The 20,254-nt window shown below is 58.0% G+C and carries 13 protein-coding genes; 4 read left to right on the top strand and 9 right to left on the bottom strand.

Going from position 1 to position 20,254, the window contains the following annotated elements; genetic code table 11:
* Nucleotides 1-34 precede the first annotated feature (34 nt).
* The 5 genes from HY011_17010 to HY011_16990 form a co-directional block, all read right to left on the bottom strand.
* Nucleotides 35-229: a hypothetical protein gene (locus HY011_17010; protein ID MBI3424636.1), complete on the bottom strand. Its 195-nt coding sequence runs from the start codon at nt 227-229 to the stop codon at nt 35-37.
* A gap of 1,287 nt (nt 230-1,516) precedes the next feature.
* Complete coding sequence (xth, locus tag HY011_17005; GenBank protein ID MBI3424635.1) at nt 1,517-2,287, bottom strand: exodeoxyribonuclease III; 771 nt, start codon at nt 2,285-2,287, stop codon at nt 1,517-1,519.
* Nucleotides 2,288-2,294: 7 nt separating this feature from the next.
* Complete coding sequence (locus HY011_17000) at nt 2,295-3,074, bottom strand: MIP family channel protein (GenBank protein ID MBI3424634.1); 780 nt, start codon at nt 3,072-3,074, stop codon at nt 2,295-2,297.
* Between the two features lie 12 nt (nt 3,075-3,086).
* Nucleotides 3,087-4,565: an MBL fold metallo-hydrolase gene (locus HY011_16995; protein MBI3424633.1), complete on the bottom strand. Its 1,479-nt coding sequence runs from the start codon at nt 4,563-4,565 to the stop codon at nt 3,087-3,089.
* Nucleotides 4,566-4,830: 265 nt separating this feature from the next.
* Nucleotides 4,831-8,931, bottom strand: coding sequence for a VCBS repeat-containing protein (locus HY011_16990; GenBank protein ID MBI3424632.1), 4,101 nt, complete (start codon nt 8,929-8,931; stop codon nt 4,831-4,833).
* 352 nt (nt 8,932-9,283) lie between these two features.
* On the opposite strand from HY011_16990, the gene HY011_16985 reads away from it, so the two are divergent.
* The 4 genes from HY011_16985 (at nt 9,284) to HY011_16970 (ending at nt 15,829) form a co-directional block, all read left to right on the top strand.
* Nucleotides 9,284-10,888: a D-aminoacylase gene (locus HY011_16985; protein MBI3424631.1), complete on the top strand. Its 1,605-nt coding sequence runs from the start codon at nt 9,284-9,286 to the stop codon at nt 10,886-10,888.
* A 260-nt stretch (nt 10,889-11,148) separates the two neighbouring features.
* Nucleotides 11,149-12,861, top strand: a complete 1,713-nt coding sequence (locus tag HY011_16980) for a carboxypeptidase regulatory-like domain-containing protein (GenBank protein MBI3424630.1) — start codon at nt 11,149-11,151, stop codon at nt 12,859-12,861.
* A 2-nt stretch (nt 12,862-12,863) separates the two neighbouring features.
* Nucleotides 12,864-14,642: a carboxypeptidase regulatory-like domain-containing protein gene (locus tag HY011_16975; GenBank protein ID MBI3424629.1), complete on the top strand. Its 1,779-nt coding sequence runs from the start codon at nt 12,864-12,866 to the stop codon at nt 14,640-14,642.
* A 161-nt stretch (nt 14,643-14,803) separates the two neighbouring features.
* Entirely contained in the window at nt 14,804-15,829 is a 1,026-nt protein-coding gene (locus HY011_16970) for a sugar phosphate isomerase/epimerase (protein ID MBI3424628.1), read from the top strand.
* Nucleotides 15,830-16,007: 178 nt separating this feature from the next.
* On the opposite strand, the gene HY011_16965 is transcribed toward HY011_16970, so the two are convergent.
* The 4 genes from HY011_16965 to HY011_16950 all read right to left on the bottom strand — a co-directional run bounded on the left by HY011_16965 (nt 16,008) and on the right by HY011_16950 (nt 20,221).
* A complete protein-coding gene (locus HY011_16965; protein ID MBI3424627.1) occupies nt 16,008-18,047 on the bottom strand; it encodes a cellulase family glycosylhydrolase in 2,040 nt (679 codons plus the stop codon).
* 378 nt (nt 18,048-18,425) lie between these two features.
* Nucleotides 18,426-19,058 carry a hypothetical protein gene (locus HY011_16960; protein MBI3424626.1) on the bottom strand — a complete coding sequence of 211 codons (633 nt, stop codon included), beginning with the start codon at nt 19,056-19,058 and terminating at the stop codon, nt 18,426-18,428.
* A gap of 1 nt (nt 19,059) precedes the next feature.
* Nucleotides 19,060-19,320, bottom strand: a complete 261-nt coding sequence (locus tag HY011_16955) for a hypothetical protein (protein ID MBI3424625.1) — start codon at nt 19,318-19,320, stop codon at nt 19,060-19,062.
* A 124-nt stretch (nt 19,321-19,444) separates the two neighbouring features.
* Nucleotides 19,445-20,221, bottom strand: a complete 777-nt coding sequence (locus HY011_16950) for an IPT/TIG domain-containing protein (GenBank protein ID MBI3424624.1) — start codon at nt 20,219-20,221, stop codon at nt 19,445-19,447.
* Between the last annotated feature and the right edge of the window lie 33 nt (nt 20,222-20,254).

Genomic DNA, 20,254 nt, shown 5'->3' with positions numbered 1-20,254 from the left:
CAAAGCTAATGACTTGGTGACAACGGTTGGGCTGTTATGATTTCTTTTCAGCGGGTTCTTCCATTCTTTGCGCATGATCTTCGCCGAGCCTTTCTCTCAAGAATTTGACCGAATTTTGATAAGCGTCATCAATCTGCTGTTTGCGATACTGCTCGAATAACAACCACTCGCCTTGCACCAAGACTTCAAGCTCGCCGGTTTCGGTGTTTTGCCGGGTTGGCAGCGCCATCGTGTATTACTCCTTCTTGCTATCGGGTGACTCTGTGATGCGAATAAGTTCCGCGCGTGGGGCGTCAGGGTGCTCGTCACGCTTCCATCTGGCGCCGCAAATACGGCAAGCATATTGGGATTGCTCATTGGCGGCGCTGGAAGCTACCCGCGTTAGAAAACGTGTGATGTAGGCATTGACTGCCGCGCCACGCAAACTTTGATTTTGGGAACAAGCACACCCCATTGGGAAAGCCGTTACGATTCGTTTTCAGTGTTCGGTGAATTACAAGAAATCTAGCATAGTCATCGAACGGATAGAAAGACACATCAGGTTATTTTGTTGTTGACGTGCTAATGTCGAATGAGTAGAATCCGCCGCGTCGTGAGCAAATGATTGCCAATGAAACGTAACATATAAGGTTGCGTTGCCTAACTTGAAAGAGCGCTTAACGACGTAGCTTTAGGTTGTATCCCTCCAATTCTCCTCCCGCAAATTGGCCTAAAGATCCCCATTAGATATTCCGAATAGGTTGCCCATAATTTAGGATTCGATGACTTTGTTCAGTCGGTGTTGATCGCGTTGGTGATTTGGTGTTGGTGGTCGAACAAAGTGTGTATCTCGTTTAGTAACTAAATCTTTTTAGTTATTCGGTGAGTTGTGTGTAGCCGAGCTTGTTTTCCTGCTACATGTTGCCAATAACTAGAAGTTTTACTTAGCGAGTCATTTCACTCACCCGCCTCTCATTACCCTCCTTCGACCCTTCTGCATAACAATTTGCTCAGTGGAAAAGTGCAATGCCACGCATTGGAGCGCTACTCGCGCTGAAACATCTCAAGCTGATTGCGATTTATTTTGGCCGGCAACCACAGGCCGGGTTTCAGCTTGTTACTTATTTATTTATGGTTATGCCACGCCGCTTCGGGAGAGTAGTTACAATTGAGCTTTCTACTTCCGGATTGCGCTGGCGTGTTACTCGATATTTACCTTCGTTTTGAGTTAGCTAGGCTGTCAGCATTTGTCCAGTAGGCTACCGACGTGTGCTGACAATGGCGGTTGAGGTGAGTGCTTCACGGGGATTCACCTCAGCCGCGGCCCTACAAATAACTACAGGAGTAAGCCGCTGAAGTAGAGGTAAAAGGCAATAGTAACCAAAGCTTGAGAAAAAAGGTGCCCCTTTTTCCAGCCCACGACTGTTGCCTTTTACCTCTGCCTCAGGGCAGGCAAGTTACCTCGCCTCCTTTTTGCCTACTCCTGCTCTGCCGGTCGGGGCGCGCAAGCAAGCTGGCCGGCTTTTTTTATTTTGAGTTACACGTTGAACTCCGCCAGCACCGGCGCATGATCCGAAGGGCGCTCTAACTTGCGCGGTGCCAGATCAATGACGCATTCGACACTCTTCGCCGCCAACGGCGCCGTCGCCCACAGGTGATCAATCCGCAACCCAAAGTTGCGCCGAAAGCCGCCACCACGGTAATCCCACCACGAATATAAACCTCGCTCCTGATGATGTTGGCGAAAGACATCCACCAGACCCCATTGCGCGATTTCAGCCAGCGCCGCGCGTTCTTCCGGGCTGCACAGAATCTTGCCGTACCAAAGAATGGGATCATGCACATCGCGATCTTCAGGGGCGACGTTGAAATCGCCACAGAGCACCAGCGGTTCCTGCACGGCGCAATGTGTTTCAAAAAAAGTTTTGAGTTGTTTGAGCCAGCCTAGTTTGTAAAAAAATTTCTCCGAGCCGACTTCTGAGCCGTTCGGGATATAAACGTTGACAACTTTGACGCCGCCGATATTGGCCGCCAATAACCGCCGCTGGGCGTCAGGCGCATCATCGGGAAATCCTTTCTGAGTATTACTGGCCGGTGTGCGCGACAGGATGGCGACGCCGTTGTAGGCAGGCTGCCCGAATATCTCGGCGTAATAGCCCAGTTCTTTGAAGCGCTCAAGCGGAAATTTATCATCCGTACATTTGATTTCTTGCAGACAGAGTACATCCGGCAGGTTGGCTTTTATCCAGTCCAACGCTTGTGGTAAGCGAACAGCGATCGAATTAACATTCCAAGTTGCGATTTTCATGTTGCGTTTACTCGGCCAATACCGGGTGCAGCTTGCTAATCAAGGCGTCATAAATAGCCACACCAAGCACGCCTCCAATCAAGGGGCCAACGATTGGCACCCAGAACCAATGATTGCCTGCTGAAAAGACGCCTGGCCCCCAACCGGCAATAGCGGTGAACAGGCGCGGGCCTAAATCGCGCGCCGGGTTAATGGCATAACCTGCATTCAAGCCAAAACTCATGCCAATCACCACGACTAACAAGCCGACAAACAGCGGCGCCATGTTACCCGTTGGCGCATTATTGCGCGCATCGCCAATGCCGCGAATCACCAACAATAACAGGGCCGTCCCGACGATTTGATCCACCAGGCCGCCAAAGGTCGAAAGATAAGGTTGCGGGTAAGTTGAAAAGATGCCGGCCGTGCCTTTGTCGCCGGCAATTTGCCGCAGGCCGCCGTCAAAGGCATTGAAAGCTTCCCGGTACACCATCAGCGTGATGGCCGCGCCGCCAAAGGCCCCAGCCACTTGCGCGAGGCAATAAGGGATGACTTTGCGCCATTCGAAATCACGGTGCACGGCCAGCGCAAAAGTGACTGCCGGGTTGAGATGCGCGCCACTGACGCCGCCTGCGACGAAGATGCCCATCGTCACGGCAAAGCCCCAGGCCAGATTGATGGATAGATATTCGCCGTTTTTATTGCCGCTCAAGACGACTTGGGCGACCACGGCTGAGCCAAAAGTAATCAAGACGAGCGTGCCGAGAAACTCGGCCAGGAGTTCACGTTTCAACTGGTTTTGCTGCATAGGTGCTGGTGCTTAGTTGATGGGGCGGACTGCTGCCGCCTGTTGTAATTGTTGCAGTGTCGTTGGCCCGCCACGCGAACCCACGATCTGCTTAACATCGAGTTTGTGTTTTTGGATGGTATCCAGTATGGCCTGCGCATAGGCAGGTTCATTAGTGGGGAAAATATCGCCGATGAACAAAATGCCTTCGCCCGCAATAAAAAGTCCTAGCATACCCGCCGCGTGCGCATTCGGGATGTCTACGGCCTGAATGGTGCGGCCGCCTTGCGAAAGACTGCGCTCGCCTTCGATCCACAGGAATTGCGGCTTGCTTTTGCTTTTGCTCAGCGCATCATCGTGGGTGTTGGCCGTCAGAAACTTTTCAAAGAAATCCTTTGCCGTTGAGGAAGCCGCGATGCGCACGCCTTCCGCCACGTAAGCACGCAGCCCCGCCACTGTGTCGTAATGCCAGTGCGTGACGCCCACGGCGACAAGCTGTTTGTTCGGGAACAGCTCTTTTGTCAACGCGATGATCTGTTTGGAACGAGCCTCACCCGTGGGGGCTTCGACAATGAAAGTGTATTCGCCCATTGCCACCGCCAACGAACCAATCGTGCCGCGAATGTAATAAACGCCCTCGCCCAGTTTGTCGTATTTGAGCGGCGCGGGCGGCGCTTTCAGGGCTTCGCGGTCGCGCGCCACGCGTTCAACGCCGGCTTTCATCATTTCGGCGTGCGCGCTGAACCAAGCGCCTTCGGGTTTGTTGACCTCGACCCATTGATCTTCAATCGTCCAATGGCTGGCGCCGTTTTGTGTATTCAACCCTTCGGTGCGCAACGGCAGTTTGACGCCGTTGATCGCTTGCCAGTTCGAGTAACGGTATTCCAGCGCCACTTTGCCACGGACAGGCGCGCTTTGATCGGTTTCAATTTTGGCCAGCAAGCCGGAACTTTGTTCAATAAATAAACGCCAGGTGCGATTCGCGTCAGGCAGCCCAAGGACGTAATGCAACCGGTCTTGGAACTTCTGATCGGGCAGCCGTTGCAACTGGCCTTTGCGTTCCAGCGCCGTGAAGAGCGGCCCCGGAAAGGTCATGTGACGATTGCGATCCTGGTATAGATCAACCACTGTCGCACCCAGAGGGTTGCGGCGCTCACCAACCAGATTCGCGCCCCAGGTCGGCGTCACGAGGTTGGCGTATTGGGTATTGTCGAGTTTGCGCAGCCAATAGCGCCGTCCCGTCGTGAAGTCCACCCAAGTCTCGGTGATAAACGTCTCGCGCGGCACACGCGCAAAATCTTCATTGAACGCGGGCAAGTAGCTCTGCCCGATTTCCTGCCGCGTGTTGACGGCTTCGGTGTAAAGAGTCTTGACACTTTGCAGTTTTTCCAGGCCGCCAATTGCCGCGATGGCTTGCTGCAAAACTTCTTCGGCGGTCTTGTTGTTTTGCGCCAGCGCGAAGCCGGACAGCAGCGAGACGAAAAGCGCAAGCCGGATGACACCCAACCGCATAAAGCCTCCAGAAAAGCTTGGTTTATGAATGGAACTGCGTTGTCGAATGGAGTGCGCGCATCATACGGGCGGGTGGTGATTTTGGCAAACTGCTGGCCAAGGCCTATTCATTCTCTGCCACAGAGGCACAGAGACACAGAGAAGTGGCGAAGCCCCGGCAGGGGAAACCACATGGTTCAGCTAAAAACCTCCATGGTTCGTTCCGCATTGCTCTGCGTCTCTGTGCCTCTGTGGCAATTTCTGCTGAGCACGAATAGCCCCTGACTTAACAACTCGGCGGGAACACCGGCACCGTCAACACCGCCGTCGTCGTCAACGTCAGTTTGTGCAGGTTGTGGCCTTGATTGAAGGCATTGGCCTGTATGCCCGCATTGGTGTTGGCATTGATGGCCGCGCCTGAAATCGCGCCGTCCGTAAACAGCGCAAACTTCAGCCAGCCGCTGCGGCCCGCCGGGATCACCTGCTCGAAACGCGGGGCCGTGCGCGGGAAGTTGCTGCTGATGATGCTGCGGAGCTGGCACGTGCCGGGCGAGAAGTTGAAGCTGAACGGTGTCTCGCCGTCGTCATAAAGCACGCCGAACAAATTTGCCAACGTGCTCGCGCTCGTCGCCAAACTGCCGCCGATGCGATTGACGATTAACAACGTGTTGTTGCCATCGGCGCGGCTGGCGATGTTCGACAGCGCCAGGGTGCGCGGCAAGGCGTTGTACATCCGGTCATCGAAATTCAGCACCGCCGTGCTGGCCAGCGGGTCGCACGGCACAAAGCCGCCCGGCAGCGCCGCAACGCTTTCCGCAGGCAGGTTCGCCGCGTGTCCGCTGCTAAGTTTCACGAAGGCGTCCCCCAGCAGAAAGTTGAAATTGAGCGGGCAACCGCTGCGATCCGTCGCCACCGCGATCAAATAGCCAGTCGTGCCCGGATCAATGTCCGACGCGAGAAATGCCGAGGTCTGATTCGGAGTCAGGCAAACGAACGAATCCGCAACCGAACAGGACGTGCCGTCCACAAAGAACAGATGCACAAAGGCCGTGCGCAACGCGTCAAGGTTGGTCAGCGCGATGCGTGTGTTTTGCTGATTGCCGGCGGCGGCGTCTGAGGTGTAAAGGTTGAAGATCAACACCGACCCGGCCTTTTGACTGCTGATAGCGGCAGCGGACGGATAGTTCGCGCCGGGGCCCGCCGGCGGGCAACGCACCGTGGTGCAGGCCTGCACGCTCACCGGAGCCGCGCCGGCAATGCTGGCAGTGGTGTTGACGCACAATTGCGTGTTCGGGGCGGCGCTGTCAGCCGCCTGAGTTTGATAGCTAACAAGCGCCGTCTGGCCCGCCGCCAGCGTGCCGCTGTATAACACCGTGGCCGGATTGTTGATTGTGCATGTGCCGAAATTGGCCGTGCAGGTGCCAGCGAGCGCCAGCAACCCAGCGGGCAAGCTGGCCGTCGCCGTCACCGGTTGCGCGGTGTTGGCGCTATTGGTCACGCTGAACGTCACACCCACCAAGCCGCCCGGCCCCAGACAAACCGCCGGGTCGGCCAGCGCAAGATTCATCGTGTAGACCGTCAGCGTGGCGGTCGCCGTCAACGAGCCGCTGTCGGTGACTTTGAGCGTAAAGCTGCCGCCGCTCGCCATGCGCGAGGCCACGATGTCGGCGAAAACTTTGCCCAGCGCATCGGGATTCGTCCCCGCCGCACCCGCGTTGCTGTCGGTCAACGTGACGGTGACGCCGCCCGACGTGGCCGTTGTGCCAAACGTCACCCCGTCGCTGCTGAGCTGGATTTGCAGCGTATTGGCAGCGTCTTCGGCGTCGGCGGTGCTGGCGATTTGGGAGTTGCTGGCCGGGCTGCCCGGCTGGCGCGTGGCGGCGACAGGCGTGAGGGTGGGAGCTGTGTTTGGTGGCGGAGTGCAATTATTGAGCAGCACCGAGACACTGCCGAAGCGGAAACTCGCCACGGCCAAGTCAGGCTTGCCATCGCCATTGAGATCGCCGATGGCGACGGCAACAGGGATATACCCGACGTCGAAGTTGGTGGTCGCGGCGAAGCTGCCCGTGCCATCTCCCAGCAGCACCGATACATTGTCGGAACTAGAATTCGCCACGGCCAGATCCGGCTTGCCATCACCATTGAGATCGCCGATGGCGACGGAGAAAGGGCTACTCCCAACGCCGAAGCTCGTGGCCGCGCCGAAGCTGCCCGTGCCTGTGCCCAGCAGCACCGAGACATTGCTGGAGAAGAGATACTTCACCACAGCCAAGTCGGGCTTGCCATCGCCATTGAGATCGCCAATGGCGATGGAGATAGGGCTACTCCCGACGCTAAAGTTCATGGCCGCGCCGAAGCTGCCCGTGCCCGTGCCCAGCAGCACCGAAACATTGTTGTCGCCTGTATTCGCCACAGCCAAGTCGGGCTTGCCATCGCCATTGAGATCGCCAATGGCGATGGAGCGCGGAGTAGTCCCGACGCCGAAGTTGGTGGCCGCACCGAAGCTGCCTGCGCCCGTGCCCAGCAGCACCGAGAGATTATTGGAGTCTCGATTTGCCACGGTTAGGTCGGGCTTGCCATCGCCATTGAGATCGCCAATGGCTACTGACCAAGGTTGACCCCCGACAATGAAGTTGGTGGCCGCGCCGAAGCTGCCCGTGCCTGTGCCCAGTAGCACCGAGACATTAGCGGACATTTCGTTCGCCACAGCGAGGTCGAGCTTACCATCGCCATTGAGATCGCTGATGGCAACGGAGTGGGGTTGAGTCCCGACGCCGAAGTTGATGGCCGCGCCGAAGCTGCCTGCGCCCGTGCCCAGCAGCACGGAGACATTGTTAGAGTCTCGATTCGCCACGGCTAGGTCGGGCTTGCCATCGCCATTGAGATCGCTGATGGCGACAGAGAAAGAACTACTTCCGGCGTCGAAGTTGGTGGCTGCGCCGAAGCTCGTCCCACCGCACGGGCTGGCATTGCAGGTATTCAGCAGCACTGAGACATTGTTAGAGCCGTTATTCGCTGTAGCTAGGTCAGGTTTACCATCGCTGTTGAGATCGCCAATGGCGATGGAGCGAGTGTAACTCCCGACAGCGAAGTTGGAGGGAGCACCGAAGCTGCCAGTCCCCGTGCCCAGCAGCACTGAGCCATTGTTGTAGCCGTTAGCCACCGCCAAGTCAGACTTGCCATCGCCATTGAGATCGCCGATCGCCACGGATTCAGGGTTAATTCCAACGCCGAAGTTGGAGGCCGCGCCGAAGCTGCCCGTGCCCGTGCCCAGCAACACCGAGACATTGTTGGAGTTGGAATTCACCACGGTCAAGTCAGGCTTGCCATCGCCATTAAGATCGCCGATGGCGACGGAAAAAGGGAAACTCCCGACGCCGAAGTTGATGGCTGCGCCGAAGCTGCCCGTACCAGTGCCCAGAAGCATCGAGACATCGTTGGAACGGAAATTCGCCGTAACCAAGTCAAGCTTGCCATCACCATTGAGGTCGCCGATGGCGACGGAGACAGGGCCATACCAGACATCGAAGTTGTTGGCGGAGCCGAAGCTGCCCGTGCCAGTGCCTAACAGCACCGAGACAGTGTTGGAGTTGGCATTCGCCACGGCCAAGTCACGCTTGCCATCGCCATTGAGGTCGCCGATGGCGACAGAGGCAGGCGTAGTCCCGACGCCGAAGTTGTTGGCCGCGCCGAAGCTGCCCGTACCCGTGCCCAGCAACACCGAGACATTGTTGTCGTAGCGATTCGCTACGACTAGGTCGGGCTTTCCATCACCATTGAGATCGCCGATGGCGACAGAGGCAGGGCCTGTCCCGACGCTGAAATTGGTGGTTGCGCCAAAGCTGCCCGTGCCCGTGCCCAGCAGCACCGAGACATTGTTGGAGATATCATTTGCTGTGGCTAGGTCAGGCTTGCCATCACCATTGAGGTCGCCGATGGCGACTGAGATAGGGCCAACACCGACGCCGAAATTGGTGGCCGCGCCGAAGCTGGAGGTCGCGCAGCCGGTCATGGCGGGTAAGAGCGGCGCGAAGGCTGCGGGCGGGAGCGAATCAGACAGTCCCGGCTGCTTCAGGTCGTCGAGCGCCTCCCAGCTTCGTAAGGTGGAGGGCAACGCAGTGGGCAACGCGGAGGGCAACGCGGTAAAACGCTGCGCCGCAAGCCGCGCGCGGTTGCCGTCCGTCGCCAACCCGCTTTGGCTCAGGGTTTCAGGGTTGGCCTGAAACACCGCCGCCCAAACTGCCGCAGGCGCGTTTTTGAGCCGGAGCAGCCAACTCCCGTTGGTCTCGCTTGCGCGCACGCGATAGCCCATGAAACTCAGACCACAAACGACAGCCAGCGCGAGCGCGAGCCGCAAAGAGCGCAGAGGGTGTGATAAAGATGGCATTGGTTTCTCGTCTATGCGGGTGTGTGTAGACAGCCTGCTGGCTTGGTACGAACATCCGTGAAAGTTGAAGTCGCTTTGTCTAAAGTTGAAGTCGCTTTGTCTGATGACAGTGGGGCTGGTTTTCAACCTGTGACTTGAGAAGGTAAAAACCAGCCGCGCCGCCCCACGAAAGGCAATGCTCGTGAAAGTGCACAACGGCGCGCTGGAATGTACCGGCTCACGCTGGATTTGTCACGCGCCGCAGGCGGCAAAAGCGCGGCAAAAAATTTGGCGTTTGCAGTCGGTCGAGTATGATTGGCGCGGGGCATCGTTGTGTTGGTCTTCATCGCGTTCAACTTTGAGGGGAGAAATCATGCGCATCGCTTCCGCTGTGTTTTTGCTGGTCGTCACGCTGACAAGTTTGCCGGTAACGCGCGCGACCTCCGCCGCGCCCGAATTTGATTTGCTCATTACCAATGGCCGTATCGTGGACGGTACGGGGAATCCGTGGATGTTGGCCGATCTGGCGATTAAAGATGGTCGCGTCGCCGCGCTGGGCAAAATTGATCCCGCCCGTGCCGCGCGCACACTTGATGCCAAAGGGCTGATCGTCGCGCCCGGCTTTATTGACGTGCACACGCACATCGAAGGCGCTATCAACCGCTTGCCACAGGCTGAAAACTTTTTGCGCATGGGCGTGACTTCGGTCGTCACCGGCAATTGCGGTAGCTCTGAATTGAACCTGAGCGATTGGTTTGAGCAACTGGAAAAGCTTGGCATTTCGCTCAATGTCGCCACACTCTACGGCCACAATACTGTGCGTCACGCTGGCATGGACGGTGATTTCAATCGCCCGCCGACGCCTGATGAATTGAACAAGATGCGCAATCTGGTCGAGCAAGCCATGCGCGCTGGCGCGGTGGGTTTCTCAACCGGCTTGGAATACGTCCCAGGCACTTATGCAAAGACGGATGAGATCGCCGAATTGGCGAAAGTCGCAGCGAGTTACGGCGGCGTTTATGCCTCGCACATGCGCGATGAAGGTGTGCGGGTCGAAGCCGCCATCAATGAGACGCTCGAAATCGGCAGGCTGACGGGCTGCCCGGTCGAAATCTCGCATTTCAAAATCTCCAGCAAGAATCGCTGGGGCGCGAGCGCCATTACCACCAAGCTGGTCGCCGACGCCCGCGCGCGCGGCCAGCAAGTGACGGTAGATCAGTACATGTATCCGGCCAGCAGCACCGGCATCGGTATTGTCTTTCCATCCTGGGTGTTTGAAGGCGGACGCGACGAGACGCGCATACGCCTGGAAGACAGCGCCACGCGCACCCAGGTCAAAAAAGAAATCCTCGCCAAAGCCGCCGAGCAGGGCTTCGCCGATTTGTCTTTCGTCTATATCGCCAACCATCAGGCCGATCAAACTATCAACGGCAAGAACCTCGCCGAGATCGCCAAGCTCAAACGCAACTCTGCTGCCGCTGACGCCCAAGCCGAACAGGCGATTGACCTGCAATTGGCGGGCGGCGCGCAGGTCGTGCTGCAAAAAATGTCCGAGCAGGACATCGAGAAAATCTTCAAACAGCCCTTCACGATGATCGCCTCTGACGCGGGCGTGCAGGACATCAACAGCAATTCCATCCCGCATCCGCGCGGCTTTGGCAACAATGCGCGCGTGCTGGCTGTTTACGTGCGCGATAAGCAGTATGTCAGTTTGGAAGAAGCGATTCGGAAGATGGCTTCGTTGCCCGCGCAGACCTTTCATCTGTGGGATCGCGGCGTGTTGCGACCGGGGCTGGCGGCGGATGTCGTGATCTTTGACGAAAAGAGCGTCAAGGACAACGCGACCTTTCAACAACCCAAACAGTTTGCGACCGGGTTCGAGTATGTGATCGTCAACGGGCAGGTGGTCATCGAGCAAGGTCGTCACACAGGCGCCAAAGCTGGAAAGATTTTGCGTGGGGCGGGTGCCAAGGAGTAAGCTGCGCGCTGTTGTGATGTTGCAGTGCGGAGCTAAGTTCAAAGGCAAAAATAAGCAAGTCTAGACAGGATTGACAAGATTGCTAACAGGCTTAACAGGCAAGCATTGAAACATCTGGCCGGCACTGTGCGGTTTGAATCCTGTCAATCTGCTGGTAAATCTTGTCCGTCCTATCTAAATGCCTGCTTGTTTTTGCGCGCCTACTTACAACATCTGATTTGCCACTCCGTTCCCAGAGCCGCTCAAGAAAGGGGAAACCGATGAAGCCAGCCAAAACATATTGCTGCACAGTTCTATTCACCCTGGCACTGCTTTCACCAGCAATCTTTGCGCAAAATACTGTAGCTCCGGCAGCCGTTGGGACGGCCTCGGTGGCTGGGCGTGTCACTGTGGATGGCGGCGCGCTCGCGGGTCTGCAAGTCTTGTTGCAACGCGAAGCCGAAGGCATGGAAATCCTCAACCAAGCGCCGCCGCTCAAAGCCGCGACCGATGCCGATGGCAATTTTCGTTTTAGCAAAGTGCCCGCAGGCAAATATCGTTTGCAGGTTTATGCGCCCGTTTACATCAAGGATCAGAAAGATGAACCCTTCCGCGCCGGGCAGTCGGTCAATGTCGGGGCTGATGAGAATATCGAGAACCTCAATTTCAGTTTGCGGCGCGGCGGCGTCATCACCGGCAAAGTCACCGATGACGAAAATCGCCCTATGATCGAAGAGGCCGTCAAACTCATCCGCCTGGATGCGCAAGGCAAGAAAGTCAACGAACCTGTGCGCTTGGCGCTCCTCTCACTGAACCGCACGGATGATCGCGGCGTCTACCGCCTGTTCGGGGTTGAGCCGGGGCGTTACTTGGTGGCCGTGGGCGCCGAGCCGAATGAGACCGCGCTGTTCAGCATGAGCAAGGAATTTCAACTGACTTATCATCCGCGCACAGCCATTGAAGCCGAGGCCCGCATCATTGAGATTGCTCCCGGTGCCGAAGTCGAAGGCGTCAACATCGTGATGGTGCGCGCCGATGCCAAGAAAGGTTATGTCGCCAGTGGCCGCGTAATTGAAGCCGATACCGGCAAGCCCGTCCCCGGCGTGATGATCGCCTACAGTTCAAAAGCCAAAAGTGAAGGTGGCATGCCCTTTGGCATGACGCCCGCCACCACCAATTCGCAAGGCGAATTCCGGCTGGAAGGGTTGGCAGCGGGCAGTTATTCGATCAGCGTCATGAACATTACGGCGCTGATGGGTTCCGGCTCGGAGTTTTATGGCGAACCGCTCAATGTCGAAATCACCGGCAGCGATGTCAGCGGCTTGGAATTGAAGATGTCCAAAGGCGCGGTGATCGTTGGCCGCGTCGTGCTGGACGGCGCGCAAGACCCGAAGTCGCTCGCCAAATTGGCCGGGACGATTGTGCAGGCGCTGCCTGACATGGATATGAAGGACCCTTCGGCAATGATGACAGCCATGTCGAGTATGGCGATGGGGACAGTGGGGCCGGATGGTTCATTCAAACTCAGCGGCGCGCGTCCGGGCAAATTCAGCATCACCCTCAACAATCCGAAAGAGCGCACGTTGAAATTGTTGCGCGTCGAGCAGAACGGCGCTGTCATTGCGAAGCTGGAAGTCACCGGCACAACGGCCGTCAATAACGTCCGGCTCGTCGTCGCCTTTGGCACTGCCACCCTGATGGGGCGTGTCGAAGTGCGCGGCGGCGCGCTACCACCGGGCACTAGAATTAGGGTCATCGCCAAGCAAAAAGACACCAGCGCTGGCAACCCAACGGCATACGCCGATGCCGATGCGCGGGGTCAATTCACGGTTGATGGAATTGTTCCCGGTGTTTATGAAGTGAGCGTTGGCAGCATCCGAACGCCGGATAACGCTGTCGTGAAATCTCAAAACAGCACGCAAACCGTCGTGCTGGCCGACAATGCCCGGCAAGAGGTATTGCTCGTGGTTGAATTAACCACCAAGGAGAAATAGTCATGTGTCTCAGCCGCTCTTCATTTCTGAATGCAACGATCTGCCGTTCATTGCTAACGCTACTCACCCTTTGCACAACAGCATCTGCGCAACGCAGCACCGGCACGATCAGCGGCCGCGTGGTTGGCGAAGACGGCCAGCCCATCCCGCGCGCCGTCATCTCGATACTCGCGCTGAGCGGAAAACTTGAAAAAATGATGAGTGGCCGCATGGCGCTCAAAACCGATGCCGAAGGCAAATTCGAAGCGACCGGTCTCGATCCCTCGCCGTATACGGTCATCGCCAGAGCGCCGGGCTATTTGCCCGCGCAACCCCTCGACCCCGCCAATCCGGAATATCACTACCTGGGCGAAAGCGTCACGCTGGTCATGCGCAAAGGCGGCGTCATCACCGGCAAAGTCACGACGGCCAATGGCGAACCTGTGGTTGGGGTTGAGGTGAGTACGGTCTCGCTCGATCCAGCCGCGTCGGTTACAGCGGCCTTCTCAATGGATCTCGGCAGCGGGCAGATCATCATGCGGCAGACAGACGATCGCGGCGTCTATCGTTTGTACGGCGTGCAGCCCGGCAAGTACCTGATCGTCGCCGGCGCAACGGGCTTCTCGTTGGGGACAACGACGCCGTTTCGCGGCAATGTGCCGACTTATTACCCGGGCGCAACGCGCGACACCGCGACGCCCATCACCGTGCAGAGCGGCGAAGAACTCAGCGGCATGGATATTCGCTACCGTGGCGAAAGCGGCTTCGCCATCAGCGGCAAGGTGACGGGGCTGACAACGGGCAATACAATGGTGGCGGTGCAAAGCTCGACGGTGGTCTTGCTGAAACGTCCCGGTGCGACTGAGGCTGTCGCCATGACCGTCATGATTCCCAGCGCGGGACAAAACAGCTACGGGTTTTATGGCGTGCCCAACGGCGAATACGAACTCATTGCCTCGCAAGTCTCGCTGAGCGATGACAACCAATCCGCCGCCGCCCCGCGTCGCATCACCATCAACGGCGCTGACCTGAGCGGCGTGGATTTGGCGCTGACGCCGCTCGCTGTTATCAAAGGCAAAGTTATTTTGGAAAAGCCCGCTGAGGCGGCAGCACAAGCGGCAGCCGCCAAATGCGCCAATCCGCGCGAATCCCAACTGGATGAAGTTGTCATCCTCGCCCGCAAAGACGACCCGAACCCCAAGCCTGAAATTGACCTCGCCGCCCTGGGCGTAAGCGCGCCCGCCGTCGCCGAACAACAAGGCGCGTTCAGCTTGCGCGGGCTGACCACCGGGCGTTACCGCATTGCCGCGCGCTTTCCCGATGCGAGTTGGTATCTCAGAGCGTTGTCGCTGACGCCCGCGAATCCGGCGCTGCCCGAACCGGCGCGCAATGGCTTGCCCGTCAAAGCGGGCGACAGGGTCAGCGGATTGGTCGTCGCCGTCGCGCCTGGCGCAGCCAGTTTGAAGGGCGTAGTGAAACCAGCGACAGGCGCAAAGCTGCCAGCGAGTTTACGGGTCTTTTTGGTTCCGGCGGAACCCGAGGCCAAAGATGATGTATTGCGCTATGCGGAAGCTGAGGCTGGCACGAACGGGGAATTCAGCATTGCCTCGTTGGCGCCGGGCAAGTATTGGTTGCTGGCGCGCGTCGTGCCCGCAACTGAGACTGCCGAGAAACGCCTGCGTCCGGTGGCTTGGGATTCAGTTGAGCGACTGAGACTGCGGAAAGAAGCGGAAACGTCGAATGTGCTGGTTGAATTGAAAACCTGCCAGGCTGTGATGGATTTCGTGTTGCAATGGAAGTGACTAGCCATCCAATGCTAACGGGCGGGGTGCCAGCACAAGACAGCTATTTTCATTTTTCAACCGCGCTGCTAAACTCCGCGCCATCCTACGAATCAACCCACGACAACGAACCACTGTGCGGCAGCGGTTTTCCGATTAACCCTGACCAAAAACCGGGACGAATGATGAGAAGCAATCTTGCCAAGCTTGAGGCTTACCCGCTCAAAAGCCTGTTTCGCCTCGGAAGGGAAGTGACGCAAACGAGTGTGTGGCTGGGTGTGGTGTTGGTGTTGGGACTCTGTGCAGTGACTTTGCCTTTCCGCAGTGCGTTGATGAAAACGCCTGATGCGCCGTCCGCCTTCAACCCGTCAGTGGCGTTGCAAGCGCCAGTGGCCAAACCGGTGAAAGACCCGGCGGGCGTCGGGCGTTCCTTCAAGGGGCCTGTGGGCGTTCAGCTTTACAGCCTGCGCGGCGAATTCAAAAATGCGGGCGTCCCCGCGACGCTGGCGCGCATACGCGCAATGGGCATCCGCGAAATCGAGACGGCGGGTTATTACGGGATGACGGCGGCGGCCTTTCGCAGTGAATTGGACAAGGCGGGTTTGAAAGCCGTCAGCATGCACGCCGATTTCGATGACTTGCGTGTCAAAGTGAATGAGATCGTCAGCGCTGCGCGCGTGCTGGGCGTGAGTTATGTCGTGTGCCCCTGGATTCCGCACGAGCATCCGTTCACCTTGGAACAGGCGAAGCAGGCGGTGCTGGTCTTCAACCAAGCGGGCGCGGTGCTCAAAGCCGCCGGGTTGAAATTTTGCTATCACCCGCACGGCTACGAATTTCAGCCGCAAGGCGACGGGACGCTGTTCGATTGGATGGCGCAACAGACCAAGCCGGAGTTGGTGAGTTTTGAACTGGATGTCTTTTGGGCCACGCACGGCGGGCAGGATGCAGCCAAACTGTTGCTGAAATATCCGCGCCGTTTCGTGATGCTCCACTTGAAAGATTTGCGCAAAGACGTGCCGGGCGATTTGACGGGCGACACGACAGACGACACCAGCGTCATATTGGGCACCGGCAAAGTGGATTGGCCCGCCGTCTTACGCGCGGCCAAGCAGATCGGCATCAAGCACTATTTCATTGAGGCCGAAGAGCCAGAGGCACCAACGAATATCCCGCTGAGTTTGCGTTATCTGGAGCTGTTGCGCTTCTGAACTGCCTTGGCATAGATGAGCCTGGGTACGCACCGCTTCCAGCGTGCAGACTTGGCATAAGACCGATGGATGCTGAAAGAGAACCCTCCGGCATAATTTGGTCTTACGCCAAGCCTGCACGCTGGAAGCGGTGCGTACCCAGGTCAGGCACACCTTCTGAATCAAGCACGAGCTTCATTTATCTGCGAGTGCAGGCCAGGCCATTCAAGGTGAAGTTGGCAGGCAGCGGATTGCTGCCGTTGTAATTGGCCTGGAAGCCAAACCCAGCCATGCCGCCATTCGCAATGTTCTTATTCCAGCCCGCATCATTGACGCGCACTGCCGTCGCCGTCTGATTCAACACTCCATTCCAAAGATTGGTGATCTGCTGATTGCCCGCGAACGACCACGCGAGTTGCCAGCCATTGATCGTCGCGCCCGTCCGGTTTTCTACCAGCACATCTACGACGAACCCGGTTTGCCACTGATCCCGCACCGTGTACGTCACATAACACGCGGCGCTGCCAGGTGTGGGCGTCGGTACGGGGGGTGGCGTTGGTGTCGGAACCGGCGTCGGTGTGGGCGTCGGCACAGGGGTTGGCGTAGGCGTTGGCATGGGAGTCGGTGTCGGCGTTGGTAACGGCGTGGGAGTTGGCGTCGGTGTTGGCGCAGGGCCGCCGTTACAGGCGATGCTATTCAACGCAAACGCCGTGGGGATGGCATTGCTGCCGCTGAAACTGGCCTGGAGGCCGAAGGCCACCGTGCCGTTATGGGCGACCGCGCCGTTCCAACCGGCATTGCTGACGCGGGCAGCTTGACCGGTTTGGCTGCCGACGCCGTTCCAGACATTCACGAATTGTTGGTTGCCTGCGAACGTCCACGTTAATTGCCAGCCATTCAGTGTCACGCCCGTGCGATTGGTGATCGTGACATCGGCGTTGAAGCCGTTGCCCCACTGACTTGTCACGACGTAACTGACCGAGCAGGCCGCGCCGCTTGGCGTGGGCGACGGTGTAGGCGTGGCAACCGGCGTCGGTGTTGGTGTTGCCAGCGGCGTTGGCGTGGGTGTCGGCGTGGGATTGCCGCCGGTCAACGAATACTGAATCGGCACCAGCTTGTTATGTTTGGCAAAATTGATCGTCTGCCAGTCATCATTGAGGATACCGCCGGTGTCACCCGAATTTGGATTCCAACACCAGAACGTCCAGTTAATGCCGTTCACGCCCGTGCCCAGATAGCTCACCAGGTTATCCAGCCACAGTTGATCTGACGCCGTTTGCAGCTTCGTGCCGAATTCGCCAAGCAGCACTGGTGCAATGTTGTTTTTGTGCAAGTAACCCCAATGCGCATCCCAGATTCCAGGCAGGTTGTTCGGATAATCCGGCGCGCTGAAATACGTTTGCGGATAGACCGAGGCCGGGTAATCGTGCGGCGCATAGACCAGCCGATTGGCGACATTCAAGCGCACCGGCGCACTGCCCGCCCCCATCAGATTGCCGCCCCACCAGAAGAAATCGCCGTTGTAGCTTTCGACGCCTTCGACCAGGATCAGCCAGTTGGGATTGACCGCCAGAATCGCATTGCCCGCGCGTTCGGCGGCGAGTCGCCAATCACGATTCACATCGCCACAACCCCAGCAGGCATTGCCGTGCGGTTCGTTGTGCAAATCGGCACCGACGACGGTCGGATTGTTGTTGTACCGCGCAGCTAACGCCGTCCAATCGTTGAGCCAGCGCGTTTCGCTATAGGCTGCCGTGTACCAGAGTTCAGACTGCCCACCCGCGTCAGGACGATGCCGGTCAAGGATGATGCGCAGGCCGATTTGGCCGCAATACGCGACGAGCTTGTCCATAATTTGCGCGCCATTCAAGCCGATCAAGTCAGTGTTCTGACTGAAATCAATCCCATTGGGCGTGCTGCCCGCGTCGAAGAGTTGATTGCAATACGGCAGGCGCAGCGTGTTGTAACCGAGCGCCTTGATCTGATCGAGCATCGGTTTATAACCGCGCGTCCACAGCCCGTGCGGTGCGAAGCTGGACGTCTCCATCCCAAACCAATTGATGCCCGCGATGCGCACGGGTTGATTGTTGCTGTCGAGTATCTGATTGCCGCTGGTGTGCCAGTACCCCTCGCCCGCCGCCTGCGAAACCGGCAGCCCTTGCCAAGTGACCAGCGCCAGCACGGCGCACACAACGACCAGCGTGTGGCGAAAACGCCAAAGCAGAGCACGAAAATCCATAACCAAGACCATTCCTTTCCTATTTCGTTAGGTGTGTTTTTGTTGATTGATGAGGTGGGCAAACGAGACCGATGGCTATTTGAAAGAGCTTTGTTCGGTCGAACTGAGGGGCATCGAACGTGGGAGAGTGGGAAAACGAGCGGCATCTTACCCGATGTTGCGCGGATGGCAAACCGTGAAGACCAAGGTCTATCATTCTTGAAAAGTGTCCGACAAGCTGCCAGCTTGTCGAAGTCTCGGCTTGCGAACCAGTGGGCTGACCGCCACGCCCGCGACAAGCTGCCAGCTTGTCGCGCAGCCAGGTAGCCTGCCTGCCGCTCTCAACAACGCTTACAGTCATTGCTTGAGAAGGAATGTGGCGGCGGGTGAGGCGCTCCTTTACTTGATGCTTACCCACACCGTATTCGCCGCCTTCCCATCTACAGTCAACACAACATCCACCTCACCACGCCCAAGCAGGCTGCGCGGAATCAGCGCGTTGACTTGATCCAAGCCGGTCAGGCTCCCTTGCGCTTGGGCGAATGAGACGGATGCATCCGCACCGCCGATTTTCGCCGTCACGGCAGCCAACGAACTGCGGAACTTGAGGCCCGTGCCGTACAAGATCAAAAAGACCTGCTCGCCCGCCGGGCCGAGGTCAATCGGCGTAGCGACCATCCGATTGATCGTCGTATCGAAGCGCGCGATTGGTTCATAGGTTTGTGCGCCATTGCTCTTCACGCGCAAGGCAACCGCAGCAGCCAGCCCTTGCCCGCTCGCATTGGCAGAAAACAAACCCGGCGCAACCGTGGCAATTTGTATTGTGCCGACCGAGAGAGCGCCGCTGCTGCTCGTGACCGTGACTGTCGCCACACCCGCCGCTGTTCCTGGCGGGATTTGATAGTTGATCTGCGTCGGCGATACAAAGAAGAGCGCGGCCAGCCATTCCACCCCGGCGCTATCTCTGATCTTTACCGTTGTGCCATTTAATGCAGTCGGCAGCGTCGAAGCTATCACTGTTCTCGTTGCCAACTCATTCGCCAAACGCCGTAACGAGGGCTTCCGGCGCAAGCTGCGCGCCGCTGTAGCTGGCCGCCGAAACGTTCACTACCGGATTGGCAGGTGTGAGCGTCGCCGCATTGCTGGCAGCCATCCCACAACTATTCGTGAAGACCGCGCGATACCGTTTGCCGTTATCGCTCAATGTCAGCGGCAACACAGTCAGCGTTGTGTTCGTTGCGCCGTTGATGCTGTTGAACGTCGCACCACCGTCCGTGCTTACCTGCCATTGCACCGTAGGCGCAGGCGTACCGCTAGTACTCCATCAAGCCGAAAATGAGGGATGTAGGGCGGGATTTAATCCCGCCCTACATCCCGGATGCGCTCTCAGCATCCATCACTTACAGCTTGATGGAGTACTAGCCACAGCAGTGAACGTCGCGTTGCTGCCTACAGACGCGCCGTTCACGCTGCCGCCATTCGCCGGATTCGACCTTGCCGATGTTGCCCGCCGGAGTCGTCACCAGCAGCTTCGTACTGTTGATAAACGTCACGCCTGTCGCGGCTACATTGCCGAAACTCACCGTCGCACCAGTGCGGAAGCCGCTGCCCACGATCATCACCTGGTCGCCGCCCCGGCTGTCGCCTTGCGCCGGACTGGCCGCCAGCACCGTCACGCCTGTCACGTCATCCGCCTGCGCCAACGGGTCGCGCCCATTCGTCACTTCCGACCGATCGCTTTCGCCGCCGCCGTCCGTATCCGCTGCGCGTGGATTGGTGTTGCTGATGTACTCGTCCAAATTCGATGGCCCATCCCCATCGGGTTCGAGATAGGCAGCGGCGTCGCTGTTCGGATTCAGACCATTCGCTGTCTCCCACGCATCCGGCATTCCGTCACCATCCGTGTCCGTCAGCTTGCGCACACTGCCGCCGTAGACCGCATCTGAAAACTCACCGTTCCTGAACCGCGCATAGACGTAATACAACCCATCCGGCAACGCGCCCACATCCCAGTTGTAGATCATCTCGCCATTCGTCGCGTTCAACCCCGTCACAATCGCCGTCCCCGCAAACCCACTGCCCGTCATGTCGTAGTACAAATCCACCGTCGCGCCGCCGTTGCCGTCTTTGAACAGCCAGCGCAAGTCGTAACTGCCACCGCGCGTCACCTGTTCCAACACGGGCGCTTGCCACACCAGCGACGGCGTTTCGGCGCGCTCGAACGACAG

This window comes from Acidobacteriota bacterium (assembly GCA_016196035.1).
Lineage (GTDB): Bacteria > Acidobacteriota > Blastocatellia > RBC074 > RBC074 > JACPYM01.
The sequence above is the reverse complement of the archived record's forward strand: the minus strand, read 5'-3'. Positions and strand labels throughout refer to the sequence as shown.

Coding starts and splice junctions, on each gene's coding strand:
- HY011_17010 (MBI3424636.1), bottom strand. CDS start 229: ATGGCGCTGCCAACCCGGCAAAACACCGAAACCGGCGAGCTTGAAGTC.
- xth (MBI3424635.1), bottom strand. CDS start 2,287: ATGAAAATCGCAACTTGGAATGTTAATTCGATCGCTGTTCGCTTACCA.
- HY011_17000 (MBI3424634.1), bottom strand. CDS start 3,074: ATGCAGCAAAACCAGTTGAAACGTGAACTCCTGGCCGAGTTTCTCGGC.
- HY011_16995 (MBI3424633.1), bottom strand. CDS start 4,565: ATGCGGTTGGGTGTCATCCGGCTTGCGCTTTTCGTCTCGCTGCTGTCC.
- HY011_16990 (MBI3424632.1), bottom strand. CDS start 8,931: ATGCCATCTTTATCACACCCTCTGCGCTCTTTGCGGCTCGCGCTCGCG.
- HY011_16985 (MBI3424631.1), top strand. CDS start 9,284: ATGCGCATCGCTTCCGCTGTGTTTTTGCTGGTCGTCACGCTGACAAGT.
- HY011_16980 (MBI3424630.1), top strand. CDS start 11,149: ATGAAGCCAGCCAAAACATATTGCTGCACAGTTCTATTCACCCTGGCA.
- HY011_16975 (MBI3424629.1), top strand. CDS start 12,864: ATGTGTCTCAGCCGCTCTTCATTTCTGAATGCAACGATCTGCCGTTCA.
- HY011_16970 (MBI3424628.1), top strand. CDS start 14,804: ATGATGAGAAGCAATCTTGCCAAGCTTGAGGCTTACCCGCTCAAAAGC.
- HY011_16965 (MBI3424627.1), bottom strand. CDS start 18,047: ATGGATTTTCGTGCTCTGCTTTGGCGTTTTCGCCACACGCTGGTCGTT.